Source organism: Bacteroides sp. An51A, assembly GCF_002161565.1.
In the GTDB taxonomy this organism is placed as follows: Bacteria; Bacteroidota; Bacteroidia; order Bacteroidales; family Bacteroidaceae; genus Phocaeicola; species Phocaeicola intestinalis.
Window position 1 is genome coordinate 126,456 of sequence record NZ_NFIC01000003.1, and the last position, 13,001, is coordinate 139,456.

8 protein-coding genes, 2 tRNA genes and 3 pseudogenes are annotated in these 13,001 nt (G+C 45.3%); 7 read left to right on the forward strand and 6 right to left on the reverse strand.

Annotated features, from left to right (window positions below):
- Window positions 1–7: 7 nt before the first annotated feature.
- Window positions 8–1,726, forward strand: a pseudogene (locus tag B5G04_RS06810) (OstA-like protein); the annotation flags it as partial.
- A gap of 157 nt (window positions 1,727–1,883) precedes the next feature.
- Window positions 1,884–3,776: a DNA mismatch repair endonuclease MutL gene (gene mutL / locus B5G04_RS06815; protein ID WP_087396442.1), complete on the forward strand. Its 1,893-nt coding sequence runs from the start codon at window positions 1,884–1,886 to the stop codon at window positions 3,774–3,776.
- An 86-nt stretch (window positions 3,777–3,862) separates the two neighbouring features.
- Here mutL and cysK read toward each other — a convergent pair whose 3' ends face one another.
- The 3 genes from cysK to B5G04_RS06830 all read right to left on the reverse strand — a co-directional run bounded on the left by cysK (window position 3,863) and on the right by B5G04_RS06830 (window position 5,076).
- Complete coding sequence (gene cysK, locus B5G04_RS06820; protein WP_087396444.1) at window positions 3,863–4,783, reverse strand: cysteine synthase A; 921 nt, start codon at window positions 4,781–4,783, stop codon at window positions 3,863–3,865.
- Between the two features lie 125 nt (window positions 4,784–4,908).
- Window positions 4,909–4,984: transfer RNA gene (locus B5G04_RS06825), tRNA-Met, on the reverse strand.
- Between the two features lie 19 nt (window positions 4,985–5,003).
- Window positions 5,004–5,076 (reverse strand) — tRNA-Met (locus tag B5G04_RS06830).
- A gap of 522 nt (window positions 5,077–5,598) precedes the next feature.
- Here B5G04_RS06830 and B5G04_RS06840 point away from each other — a divergent pair.
- The 3 genes from B5G04_RS06840 to B5G04_RS06850 all read left to right on the forward strand — a co-directional run bounded on the left by B5G04_RS06840 (window position 5,599) and on the right by B5G04_RS06850 (window position 7,800).
- Entirely contained in the window at window positions 5,599–6,186 is a 588-nt protein-coding gene (locus tag B5G04_RS06840; protein ID WP_022041035.1) for a TetR/AcrR family transcriptional regulator, read from the forward strand.
- A 176-nt stretch (window positions 6,187–6,362) separates the two neighbouring features.
- Window positions 6,363–7,109 carry a 3-oxoacyl-[acyl-carrier-protein] reductase gene (gene fabG / locus B5G04_RS06845; protein WP_087207423.1) on the forward strand — a complete coding sequence of 249 codons (747 nt, stop codon included), beginning with the start codon at window positions 6,363–6,365 and terminating at the stop codon, window positions 7,107–7,109.
- A 19-nt stretch (window positions 7,110–7,128) separates the two neighbouring features.
- On the forward strand, window positions 7,129–7,800 hold the full coding sequence (locus B5G04_RS06850; RefSeq protein WP_087396448.1) for an RNA pseudouridine synthase: 672 nt from the start codon (window positions 7,129–7,131) through the stop codon (window positions 7,798–7,800).
- Between the two features lie 193 nt (window positions 7,801–7,993).
- On the opposite strand, the gene B5G04_RS06855 is transcribed toward B5G04_RS06850, so the two are convergent.
- The 3 genes and pseudogenes from B5G04_RS06855 to B5G04_RS06865 form a co-directional block, all read right to left on the reverse strand.
- Window positions 7,994–8,884 (reverse strand): Rpn family recombination-promoting nuclease/putative transposase, encoded by an 891-nt coding sequence (locus B5G04_RS06855; protein WP_087396450.1) that lies wholly within the window; start codon window positions 8,882–8,884, stop codon window positions 7,994–7,996.
- Window positions 8,885–8,969: 85 nt separating this feature from the next.
- Window positions 8,970–9,125, reverse strand: a pseudogene (locus B5G04_RS20425) (PD-(D/E)XK nuclease domain-containing protein); the annotation flags it as partial.
- Window positions 9,126–9,496: 371 nt separating this feature from the next.
- Entirely contained in the window at window positions 9,497–10,843 is a 1,347-nt protein-coding gene (locus B5G04_RS06865; protein WP_087396452.1) for a sigma-54 dependent transcriptional regulator, read from the reverse strand.
- A gap of 712 nt (window positions 10,844–11,555) precedes the next feature.
- Here B5G04_RS06865 and B5G04_RS20715 point away from each other — a divergent pair.
- Both B5G04_RS20715 and B5G04_RS06875 read left to right on the forward strand, forming a co-directional pair.
- Window positions 11,556–12,608, forward strand: a pseudogene (locus tag B5G04_RS20715) (DUF4143 domain-containing protein).
- A gap of 115 nt (window positions 12,609–12,723) precedes the next feature.
- Entirely contained in the window at window positions 12,724–12,999 is a 276-nt protein-coding gene (locus tag B5G04_RS06875) for a hypothetical protein (RefSeq protein WP_087396455.1), read from the forward strand.
- Window positions 13,000–13,001 lie beyond the last annotated feature (2 nt).

The window sequence follows — 13,001 nt, forward strand, 5'->3', positions numbered from 1 at the left end:
AAAAGTTATGATGCAAAAAGAAAAGAACAGGAAATATAGGATAAACGGGCATAGGGCGCTTTTGGTGAGTGTCCTATGCCTTTTCGGCTTTTGTCTTTTGGCGCAGAAACCGCTCCGTTCGCAGATAGCCGGGACGCAGGAGGATTCGGTGGCGCAAAAGCGGCAAATGCCTCAGAAACAGACAGCTCCCAAAAAACAGCAACCCAAGAGCAAGGTTTATCTGATACATTCGGACTTGTTGCGGAAAGATTCCCGTCATCCTGATGCACAGGTCGTGGTGGGCAATGTCGTTTTCCGGCACGATAGTGTGTATATGTATTGCGACAGTGCTTATTATTATGACAAGATAAGTTCGTTTGAAGCCTTCAGCAATGTCAAGATGAATCAGGGAGATACGCTTTTTCTGTATGGAGACAGATTGTTTTATGACGGGAATACGCAGATTGCTGAAGTACGTATGAACGTACGGATGGAGAATAAGAATACTACGTTGCTGACTGATAGTCTGAACTATGACCGTGTGTACAATCTCGGCTATTTTTTTGACGGAGGAACACTGATGGACGAACAGAACGTCTTGACTTCGGAATGGGGTGAATACAATCCCAGTACGAAACAATCGGTGTTCAATTATAACGTACAGCTGGTTAACCCGCAGTTTACGCTGACTTCGGATACGCTGGAATATAATACGCTGACGAAGATAGCCAACATCGTGGGGCCGTCGGATATAGACAGTGACAATAACCATATTTATTCCGAGCTGGGTACATATAATACGATGACCGGAAAAGCCTATTTGTACAACCGCTCGATTCTGACCAATGACGGGAAACAGCTGACTGGTGATACCTTGTATTATGACCGTGATGCAGGAACGGGCGAAGCATTCCGCAACATGGTGATGACCGATACCATCAACAAGAATATGATGACCGGCGAATATGGCTTTTATAATGAGAAGACCAAGTTTGCCTTTGCTACCGATAAGGCGGTGGGGATTGATTATTCGCAGGGGGACAGTTTGTTTCTTCACGGTGATACGCTGATGATGCGCACTTTCCATCTGGATACGGATACGATGTTCAGGGAGATGCAGGCTTTTCATAAGGTTCGTTTCTATCGTACGGATGTGCAGGGAGTCGCAGATTCGCTGGTATTCTCTACCAAAGACAGTTGTCTGACAATGTACCAGGATCCTATTTTGTGGAACAAGAATCAACAACTGGTAGGAGAGAAGATATGCATTTATATGAATGACAGCACCATTGACTGGGCTCATATCATCAATCAGGCATTGTCGGTAGAAGAATTGGATTCGACAATGTATAATCAGGTGACGGGAAAGGAGATGAAAGCCTATTTCCGCGATGGGGAAATGCATAAGACTGAAGTTATCGGCTCGGTACGCCTGGTCTATTATCCGATGGATTCGGACAGTACGCTGATTGGTATGAATGTGTCTGAGACGAGTAAACTGGAAATCTATCTGGAGCACCAGAAATTGGAACGGATGGTAATGAGCCCCCAGTCGAACGGTACTTTGTATCCGATGTTGATGATTCCGAAAGGGAAAGACAAATTGGAGAACTTTGTGTGGTTCGATTACATCCGTCCGTTGAATAAGGAGGATATTTTCAACTGGCGTGCCAAGAAAGCAGAAGATCAGTTGAAGAAGAATGTACGTGGCCCGATAGAACTTCCGAACCAGCACTTGTTTGACAAGTTGGCCCAACCAGAAAAGAAAGTGGAAGAAAAGGCTCCGTCGGAAAGTGATGCCGGAAATACAGAGGCTGGAAACCAGGAAAAGGAGAATGTGGAGGAAGCCGATTCTTCCATACCAGATAGTTGACAGATGAAATTTCTTTAGGAGTATAGAATATATGAGCGATGTGATACGTTTGTTGCCCGATTCCGTAGCTAATCAGATTGCGGCGGGCGAAGTGATACAGCGTCCTGCATCCGTGGTAAAGGAATTGGTGGAGAATGCAGTGGATGCAGGTGCGCATCATATAGATGTGCTGATAACGGATGCTGGAAAAACGTGTATACAGGTAATTGATGACGGGAAAGGAATGTCGGAAACAGATGCGCGGCTGGCATTCGAGCGGCATGCGACATCGAAGATTCGTGAGGCATCCGACTTGTTTGCCCTCCACACAATGGGATTCAGAGGAGAAGCCTTGGCGTCTATTGCTGCAGTGGCACAGGTGGAATTGCGTACATGTCAGGAAAGGGACGTGCTGGGAACACTGCTGACTATTTCCGGTTCGAAAGTAGAAGGGCAGGAAGCAGTGGCGTGTCCTTGCGGAAGTAATTTCAGTGTGAAGAATCTTTTTTACAACGTGCCGGCACGGCGCAAATTCTTAAAGTCGAACCAGACAGAACTGAGTAATATCCTGACCGAGTTCGAACGCATCGTGTTGGTGAATCCTGACATTTCGTTCACTTTGCATCATAACGGCACGGAAATGTTGAATCTCCCTGTCTTGCCTTTGCGCCAGCGCATTATGGGCGTGTTTGGCAAAAAACTGAATCAGGAATTGCTTTCACTTGACGTTACTACCAGTATGGTGCAAATACACGGGTTTATCGGTAAGCCTGAAACAGCACGTAAGAAAGGCGCCCGCCAGTTCTTCTTTGTCAACGGACGTTTTATGCGCCACCCTTATTTTCATAAAGCATTGGTGGATGCTTACGAACACTTGATACCCGTGGGCGAACAAGTATCTTATTTCATTTATTTTGAGGTGGAACCGGCCAATATTGACGTCAATATCCATCCTACCAAGACTGAAATCAAGTTTGAAAACGAACAGGCTATCTGGCAAATCCTTTCGGCGGCGGTGAAAGAGACACTGGGACGTTTCAATGCTGTTCCTTCCATTGATTTCGATACCGAAGGGATGCCCGATATTCCGGCATTTGAACCCGACCAGCAAGCTGGGGTTGTGCAGCCGTCACTATCGTATGATCCTTCTTACAATCCGTTTGATGTAAAGACTTCAACGGCTCCTCCCTCTTCGTATTCTCCTTCTTCCTCTTGCCAGAAGCATACGCAATGGGAGCCTTTGTTCGAGGGACTGGAGCGGAAAAGCAATGCCTGGCAGCCTGAAGCGGAAACACCCGCTTCTGAGGATAGCTGGCATACGGAAGAAATACAGCCGGCTTCTCCTACACTCTACGATGCACATCCCGAAGCAACCGTGAAAGAGAGCGTTACACAGCATTACCAGTATAAAGGATGTTATATACTGACTTCCGTAAAATCGGGGCTGATGATTATCGACCAGCAACGGGCGCACATCCGCATCTTGTTTGACCGTTATATGAAGCAGATAGCCGACAAGCGGCACGTATCACAACGCATGTTATTCCCTGAGATGGTACATTTCTCTGTCTCCGAAATACCGGTGTTGGAAACGATTATGGACGATTTGAAAGCTTTGGGATTCGATTTGAGCAATTTGGGTGGAGGCTCGTATGCCATCAATGGTGTACCCGCAGGCATCGAAGGACTGAATCCAGAGCGGTTGGTGACCGACTTGGTTCAGACTGCGATGGAGAAAGGTAAGGACGTGAAAGAAGAAATACAGCAGGCGCTGGCCTTATCGCTGGCAAAAGCTTCGGCCATTGTGCCGGGACAAGTCTTGACGGCAGAAGAGATGAATAATCTGGTGGACGAACTTTTTGCCGTTCCTACCCCTAATTATACTCCCGATGGCAAGACCGTACTGGCTGTGCTGAAAGAGGAAGATATAGAGAAGCTTTTTTAAGACTAAGGAGTTAGAAGGAGTTATTTCACAGAGTTAAAAGGAGTTGAAAACCAATAGGCTTTTAACTCCTTCTAACTAACAGGCTCTTAAAAGGTGGAAAGATATCTTTCTCCTGTGTCAGGTAGAAGCACCACAATGTTTTTACCGGTATAAGCCGGTTGTACAGCAAGCTGAAGGGCAGCGCATACGGCGGCTCCAGATGAGATACCTGTCAGCAGACCTTCGGTTATGACAAGTTCTTTTTCGATACGAAAGGCGTCATCATCCTTGATACGGATAATGCGGTCTACTGTTTCCGGATAATAGTTTTTCGGGACAAATCCGGCACCGATGCCCTGAATGCGGTGGCTTCCGGCTTTTTCTCCCGATAATACAGCCGAACTGTCTGGCTCTACGGCGATGATTTCGATGTGGGGATTATGGGTTTTCAGCCCTTTTCCTACTCCGCTTATCGTGCCTCCAGTTCCTGCTCCGGCTATAAACACGTCCACTTTTCCATCGGTATCCTGCCATATTTCTTCAGCCGTTGTATGCAGGTGGGCAAGTGGGTTGGCAGGGTTCTCAAATTGCTTTAAGATAATAGAATTAGGTAGTTCACGGTGCAGTTCTTCTGCTTTTCGGATGGCTCCGCTCATACCCTCTGCTCCTGGTGTGAGTACCAGTTGTGCTCCCATTGTTTTCAGTAGCATCCGTCGTTCCACGCTCATGGTTTCGGGCATGGTGAGGATGGTTTTATACCCTTTGATATTGGCTATCCATGCCATTCCGATACCAGTGTTTCCGCTGGTCGGTTCGATGAGGGTGGCTCCAGATGCGATAAGCCCTTTCTGTTCGGCATCTTCTATCATGGCAAGCGCGGCGCGGTCTTTCACACTTCCACCCGGATTGAAGTATTCCAGTTTTGCCATAATGGAGGCTTGGACATGATGTGCGTTTCCTAATCGGTTCAGCTTTAGAAGAGGGGTGTTGCCGATAAGTTCGGTCAGTTGGTTGTAGATACGTGCCATAGTGTTCAGTTGAAAATTAGACTTCGGTAGGGAAGCAGTAGGGAAAGAGGGGTTTTTGTTTCTTTAGGCATATTCCTATATCCGTATAAAACAAAAAAGAGAAACTTCCGTTCCTCTCCTGCTTCTGGTTGCGGAGGCCTGACTCGAACAGACGACCTTTGGGTTATGAGCCCAACGAGCTACCAACTGCTCCACTCCGCGATGTTAATCAATATTTTAGTTGCGGAGGCCTGACTCGAACAGACGACCTTTGGGTTATGAGCCCAACGAGCTACCAACTGCTCCACTCCGCGATGTTAATCATTGTTTTCTTAAATCGAGTGCAAAGGTAGAGACTTTTTTTTAAATATGCAAATGATTTGCAGATTTTTTTCGCTTGTTCTTCGGATTTGCAGCAGTTTGCAGCAGATTTTATATGGAGCTTGTTTAACTGTTTTGAATTTCTCCAAAAAGTTTTTCTTGGTTTGATGTATTCGTTTTCGTGTGTGCTTTGAGCGGTTTTTTTGTCCTTTCCGCTTCTGTTCTTCGTCAGATAGTCCGCTATCTTTCTCATCACACAAACGGAAATGCCTCAAAAACTCATTTCAAACCAGCACACGATAAATTCAAAACAGTTTCTTTGCCCAGGTTAATTTTGCGAATTGTTTTCGAGGACTATAAAGAGACAATATGCATGTCTGCATTTTTATTTTCCCTCTGGTTCCTTCTGACTTCTTTTAACTCCAAAAAGACAATAAAAAAAATTTGTGTAGTCGGAAGAAAAACTGTACTTTTGCTCACGTTATGTAGATGTTGTGCAATTTTAAGGATTAACGATGACCGTACTGAAGACCCGAGCAAAATTAGTAGACGTAGCCCGACAGCTTTTTGCCAAGAAAGGAGTGGATGCTACGACAATGAACGATATTGCCGTGGCTTCGAAAAAGGGACGCCGTACGCTGTATACTTATTTTAAAAATAAGGAGCAGATTTATATGGCTGTAGTCAAGTCGGAGTTGGAAATGCTTTCCGATACGATGGAGAAAGTTGCCCAGAAAGATATTCCTCCTGATGAAAAGATTCTTCAACTTATTTCCACCCATTTGGATATTGTCAAGCTGGCGGTATATCGCAACGGTACGCTGCGTGCCAATTTCTTTCGCGATATCTGGCGTGTGGAAGCAATGCGCAAGCATTTTGATGCCAATGAAATGAAGCTTTTCCGTACTGTGCTGAAGGAAGGAAAAGAGCAGGGACTGTTTGATATCGACAATGTGGAGATAACTGCCGACATTCTGCATTATTGCATAAAAGGGATTGAGGTGCCCTACATACGCGGTCAGATAGGCGAAGACCTTGACGATGAAATCGGCTGGCGTTACGTAGCAAAGATTGTCTACGGGGCATTGGGAAGAAAATTGTAAAAATGCCAATGAGGAGTTAGATGTCAATGCTTTTAGCATCGGTTTCAGCAGCAGGATTATTGTCCTTTAATACTTGAACGAAGCGGTAACTTCTGTGAGACATAGCTACGTTATAACTTGAAAAAACTAACAAACTAAAAAACTTACAAACCAAAAAACTAAATAACTTAAAGATTATGGGATTATTAACAGGAAAAACAGCTATCATTACCGGTGCTGCACGCGGTATCGGTAAGGCAATTGCATTGAAATTTGCTTCTGAAGGAGCAAACATCGCATTTACAGATTTGGTTATTGATGAAAATGGAAAGAAGACCGAAGCCGAAATCGCCGCTTTGGGAGTCAAGGCAAAAGGCTATGCCTCAAATGCTGCCAATTTCGAAGATACCGCCAAAGTGGTAGAGCAAATTCACGCCGACTTCGGTTCTATTGATATTTTGGTTAACAATGCCGGTATTACCAAAGACGGTCTGATGATGCGTATGAGCGAAGGGCAATGGGACGCTGTTATTAACGTCAATTTGAAATCGGCTTTCAATTTCATTCATGCCTGCACGCCGATTATGATGCGCCAGCGTAGTGGTAATATCATCAATATGGCTTCGGTGGTAGGTGTACATGGCAATGCCGGACAATGTAATTATTCAGCTTCGAAGGCTGGCTTGATTGGTCTTGCCAAGTCTATTGCTCAGGAATTGGGTTCGCGTGGCATCCGTGCCAATGCCATTGCTCCGGGCTTCATCATCACCGATATGACTGCACAATTGTCAGATGAAGTAAAGGCAGAATGGAACAAACGCATTCCGTTGCGCCGTGGCGGTACGCCCGAGGATGTGGCAAACATCGCTTTGTTCCTGGCATCGGATATGTCGTCGTACGTATCGGGTCAGGTGATTCAGGTAGATGGCGGTATGAACATGTAATGTTGCCCCGACCGAGTGTATGACCGTAGTGTACGAAGATAATCATCTCATTATCGTCAATAAGACTGCTTCTGAAATCGTGCAGGGCGACAAAACGGGGGATGTGCCTCTGTCGGAGACGGTAAAGCAATACCTCAAGGAGAAATATGCCAAGCCCGGCAATGTTTTCTTGGGAGTGACACATCGGCTGGATCGTCCTGTGAGCGGATTGGTGGTCTTTGCCAAGACCAGTAAGGCATTGGCGCGTCTGAATGAGATGTTCCGCAAAGGTGAGGTGCAAAAAACTTACTGGGCAGTTGTCAAGACATGTCCTCAGGTCGAAGAAGGTGAATTGGTGCATTATCTGGTGCGCAACGAAAAACAGAACAAGTCGTATGCTTATGATAAAGAGGTGAATGGCTCGAAAAAGGCGGTACTTCATTACCGCCTTATCGGGCATTCGGAAAATTATTACCTGCTGGAAGTTGACCTGAAGACAGGACGTCATCATCAGATAAGGTGTCAGTTGGCAAAAATAGGATGCCCGATAAAGGGTGACTTGAAGTATGGTTTTCCGCGCTCCAATCCCGACGGAAGTATTTGCCTTCATGCCCGAAAGGTATGTTTTGTTCATCCGGTGTCGAAAGAGCAGATAGTGGTTACGGCTCCCGTGCCCGACGGCAATCTGTGGAAAGCCTTTCAGGGATTATAATTATAAGGTGTTAAAGGGGGTAGAAGCCTATGCTTCTATATTATTACTCCTTTTGAATCATTGAAATAACTCTTTTGTTGTAATGCTTCGCATGAAATAGATGTAAGGTCCCAAGTGCGTATGGTATAGATAAAAGAAGCGAGGCTTGTCTCAGTGTGAATTATCCAGATAAGTCTCGCTTCTTCTTTTTCTTTTATAGCTTTGCAATTTCATCAGGTGTGAGACCTGTTATTTTAGCTATGATTTCAGTTGGAATGCCTTCTGCTTTCATGCCGCGTGCATTTTGGATGTTACTCTGTTTTATGCCTTCTTGCATTCCTTCTTGTCTGCCTTTCTCCATTCCTTTTTCCATGCCTTTTTCCATACCTTCGCGTAAGGCATCGCTTATCAGGGTGTTCTCTACCCGTACAGCATCCCAGAAGTCATCGTACCACCAGAGTTGCGCATCGCTGAAGGCGGATTCTTCGATTTCTGTTACGGCTTTGCTGATTTCCGGATTTTCCAGCAGTTCTTTGGGGGCTTGGCGGGTTTGTTCGTTTATTTCCGTGAGGTAGCGCAGCCAGAGCACCGCCATTTTCTTGCCTTTGAAATTTTGTGGCTTGAATTTGGGAAGCTCCACGAAGATAAACCTCAGTCCTTCGATAATCTTGTCTGTATGCTCCACTTGAACGATTTGATAGTCGTGGTAAGCGTCCGGTACATCCGGTAGGAAAATATCGTTTACCAGGTTGAGTGAATAGACGGGCTGTAGCAGTTCGTATTTGCTTTCCCTTCCTCCTAGCTGGCGCACGTATGCTTTCGAGGCGTTGAAGAGCACGCGTTGCATAAAGGCGGTCGACCAAAGCATCTTCATCTCCACCAAGAATTGCCTGCCCGCTTTGTCTTTGCAGCGCACGTCTACGATGCTGTTTTTCTTCAGCGGTGTCTCCGGCACCAGTTCCGGAGTCAGGTATTCGATTTCCTTTATTTCTTCTTCAGGCTTATCGAAAGGCAGCAATGCGTTGAGCAGGCTGATGACCAGGTCGGGATGTTCGCCGAATACTTTCTTGAAAGTCAGGTCGGCCTTAGGGTCTAAGTATCTCATGGGTGTTGTTTATAGGGTTTGATGCAAAGTTAATAAATCTTTGCCGGTATGGCAATCCTTTGGGGCAGGAATAATTTATATGTGCGGTGCGCATTACCACGTCTATCCGTCCTTTCGAGGTGTGCGCTTCTACGTCTACATAATATCCCGTCAAGGTGAAGATGATGTAAAGCACCTGTTGGTAATACCCTTCGTAATCGGTATTGTCGGTATAAGGCATGGTGGAAAGGAAAGTCTGGAGCTATCATCGGACGCAGGCTACACAAGAAAGCAAAAAGAGGATGCTTCACAGCATCCTCTTTCCTTATTAACACATAGGCATCTTCATTTTATCAAAAGATAGTATGTTGAAATACTAATTTTTGACTTGTTTTATTTATGGGGTTGGGTAATAGTTTAGCCTTTGTTTAGTCCAGTTTCCTTTAATTTTTTCTTGTTTCAATTCTCTCTTACACCCAATGTAGGGCAAATGCCGTGCCAGGTCCGTTGAACTTTCCCAGGATGCTGATAATGAGCCTTGTGCCCGGATTTGGCTTGAAGAGGGATGTGGGGAATGTGTGGAAATCTGTCACAATATTGTGGAATTATTCCACACATATGCGGGCTTCAAGTTCATTCATTATTCATCATGTTATACAGTTTCATTTTGTTGTATAACGTTTTCCGGTCTATGCCCAGCAGTTGTGCCGCCTTGCTTTTGTTGTTTCCGGTACGTTGCAGGGCGTGCAGGATGCGCTGTTTTTCCTGTTCCCCATTGTGCAGGCTGAATGGTGTGTCGTTGGTTTCTGCCGGCGGATTCAGTATGTCTTCCCCCAGTTCCAGTGGAGTGATGAAGTTGCCTTGTGCCAGCAGTGTGGCACGTTTTACTACGTTTTTCAGCTGGCGCAGGTTGCCTGGCCATGGATAGCGTTGGAGTGCTTCGCTTGCCGCCGCGTCAAAACCGGTCAGGTTGCGTTCCAGTTCGCGGTTTGCCTGGTCGAGGAAGAAATTGGCAAAGAGCAGGATGTCTTCCCGGCGTTCTTTCAGGTCGGGCATGCGTAGGGTAAACTCGTTGATGCGGTGGTACAGGTCTTCGCGGAAAGTCCCTTTGGCAATGCCCTCTTTCAGGTTTTCGTTGGTGGCACAGATAAGGCGTACGTCCACTTCGATTTCTTTGGTCGAACCGATGCGGCGGATGCGCCGTTCTTGCAGGGCACGCAGCAACTGTATTTGTACTTCGTAGCTCAGGTTTCCTATTTCGTCCAGAAAGAGTGTGCCTCCGTTTGCTTCTTCGAAAGCACCCGCCTTGTCGGTCAGTGCGCCTGTAAATGAGCCTTTTACGTGTCCGAAAAACTCTGATGCTGCCAGGTCTTTGGGGATTGAGCCGCAATCAATGGCGATAAACGGTTTGCCGTTACGTTTGCTCAGTTCGTGGATGCGGTGTGCCACGTATTCTTTGCCCGTTCCGCTTGCGCCGTTTATCAGCACCGACATTTGCGTGGGAGCTACCAGGCGTACATAGTTGAACAGTTGGTGTGCCGCTTCGCTTTCCCCTTCCAGGAAGTTTTGTGTGACAGGTGGAGCCGTTTTTTCACTTCCCGGGGCGGCAGGCGCTTCCGCATTTTCGACAGCTTCTTTTATTTTCTTCAGCAGTTCGTCGGGTTGTACGGGTTTGGCGATGTAGTCGCTTGCTCCTTGCTTCATGGCCTCTACGGCACTTTGTATTTCCGCATAGCTGGTCATGATGATGAGGGGGGTATGGCAAGACCGGTTCCGCAGCCATGCCAGCAGGTGGATGCCGTCTTGGTCGGGTAGTCTCAGGTCGGACAGAATCAGGTCATACTTGTGTTCGGCAAGCAGCTTCCGTGCCCGTGCATTGGTACTTGCCGTGTCTACTTCGAATCCCTTTTTCGTCAGCCATGTTTTCATCATGGTTGAAAAAACCAAATCATCTTCCACTATCAGTATAGACGATGCCATAGATTATAGTTTGCTTTTTGTGAAAAATAAAGATACCTTGATCTTGTGACAAAGATACTATTTTTTCGGAAAGTGGAGAGTCTTTTGCTTGTTTTTTCGTTACCGGGTTATAGGGTTTGTCATATCGCAAAAGCAAAAATGCCTCGGAAACTTATACTTTAAGCGGCATTAAAATGTGTTTTTTGAAAATTTAGTGTCAATAATATCCGCCTCGTTTTCGCACCGCATACAGGTCCATCCACTGTAAGATTATTAATCTTCAGGCTGCAAGATTATTAATCTTACAAGCGGAAGATTATTAATCTTACACCAGACGAAGTTATCTGCACTGAGAGAAGAAGAAATAACAACAACCTTTTAGAACCTGTTTTGAATTTATCGTGCGGCAAATTCAAAACAGGTTCTGAGTGAAACAGAATTTTAACAGAAATGGTGGATTATAGCAATATTGCGGGATTATGGAAGAAATATTTGTAGAGATTTAGACAAGGAATGCTTGATTACTTTCACAAAGATGCTACTGTCCAACTCTTCAGATGCACATCAATTCCTACGTAAATATTTTGTCCTTTAAAATTTAATGTGTTACTTTGTTTCTGCATAAAGTCATAGGTTTTATTAAGTTATTTCTTTCATTTACAAATTTAATAATTCTCTTGGCTTTATGCTATTTTGCTAGCACATTACAAACATAGGAACTAAAGATTTGGATATGCCTTACCAATTCTTTTCTGCCGACAATGTTCCGGCTACGAACAGTGCTTGGATTTCTGATTGTTGGGCGGCTGTGCGCAGCTTGAAGGAAAGCCGGGGATGGGAGAGCGTAATCCTTGTGATTGATGAAATACAGAAGATTGCCGACTGGAGCGAGGTGGTGAAAAAAGAGTGGGACGATGATACATTTCATGACCGTAACATCAAGGTTTTGCTTTTAGGAAGCAGCCGTGTGTTATTGGAAAAAGGATTGTCTGAGTCATTGGCAGGGCGATTCGAGGAAATACGCATGAGCCATTAGAGTTATCAGGAAATGAAGGAGTGTTTAGGCTTTTCACTCGACCAATATATGTTTTATGGAGGCTATCCCGGTGCGGCTACTTTGATAGACGACGAAGACCGCTTCAGCCAATACATCCAGTTGGCTATCATCGAAGCTACCATCAATAAGGACATTCTGATGGATACGCCGATTAGCAAGCCTGCCTTACTTCGCCAGACCTTCGAGCTGGTGGCGGCTTATTTAGGGGAATTGCTTTCATTGAACAAAATGTTGGGTTCGCTTCAAGATGCCGGGAACACAGTAACATTAGTGGGTTATATCAATCTGTTGGATGAAAGCGGATTGCTTTGCGGACTCTAGAAGTTCAGCGTGGATATGGCAAGGCGATGTGCCAGCATCCCTAAGTTACAGGTATATAACAATGCGTTGAAGATGGTGTATAGCCCGTTAACTTTTGAACAAGCCATTCTCAACCGCAAGGCATGGGGATGAATCTTTGAATCGGGTATCGGTGCCTATCTGGTAAGTCAAGCTTTCGTGCATCGTTTTGAAGTATTTTATTGGCGTGAGCGGGATGATGAAGTAGATTTCGTTTTGCGTAAGAAAGGTTCGGTGGTGGCCATTGAGGTGAAAAGCAATGCGGAGAAACGGACAGATGGGGTGGATAAATTTCGCAAATTGTTCAATCCGCAATCGGCGTTTATTGTAGGTGATGGTGGTATTGGTGCGAAGGATTTCCTTTCGATGGATGTGAGGAAGCTCTTTTGAGGAAGTTGAGTCTTCAAGTCAATGAATTAAGAATAATAAAAAGGAATAACTATGGGTACATTAAGTTTCATAAAAGTAAAATCATTGTTCATCCTAACTTTAATACAAAGAGACGATGGACAAAAGAAACAAACTTTGGAGACGCCAACAAATGGCGCGTGTGTTTAAGGCTCGTATGATTCTTTATGCCGCTTACGAGCATCCTATTATTTATGAGGATGGAAGTGTGAATAATCATCCGCATTGGTTCGAGTTGGCAAAGGAAAAATGGGCAAAGGTTTATCAGTCTACAGGTACTCCTTGTAGCTGCTGGATGTGCAGAGGAGAGGAGTATAACCGAAGGGAATACAAGAAAGAAACTTTGCGCATTATTCGGGAATCAATGGAGTAAAA

Coding starts and splice junctions, on each gene's coding strand:
- B5G04_RS06840 (WP_022041035.1), top strand. CDS start 5,599: ATGACCGTACTGAAGACCCGAGCAAAATTAGTAGACGTAGCCCGACAG.
- B5G04_RS06855 (WP_087396450.1), bottom strand. CDS start 8,884: ATGAGATACTTAGACCCTAAGGCCGACCTGACTTTCAAGAAAGTATTC.
- cysK (WP_087396444.1), bottom strand. CDS start 4,783: ATGGCACGTATCTACAACCAACTGACCGAACTTATCGGCAACACCCCT.
- B5G04_RS06850 (WP_087396448.1), top strand. CDS start 7,129: ATGACCGTAGTGTACGAAGATAATCATCTCATTATCGTCAATAAGACT.
- B5G04_RS06865 (WP_087396452.1), bottom strand. CDS start 10,843: ATGGCATCGTCTATACTGATAGTGGAAGATGATTTGGTTTTTTCAACC.
- fabG (WP_087207423.1), top strand. CDS start 6,363: ATGGGATTATTAACAGGAAAAACAGCTATCATTACCGGTGCTGCACGC.
- B5G04_RS06875 (WP_087396455.1), top strand. CDS start 12,724: ATGGACAAAAGAAACAAACTTTGGAGACGCCAACAAATGGCGCGTGTG.
- mutL (WP_087396442.1), top strand. CDS start 1,884: ATGAGCGATGTGATACGTTTGTTGCCCGATTCCGTAGCTAATCAGATT.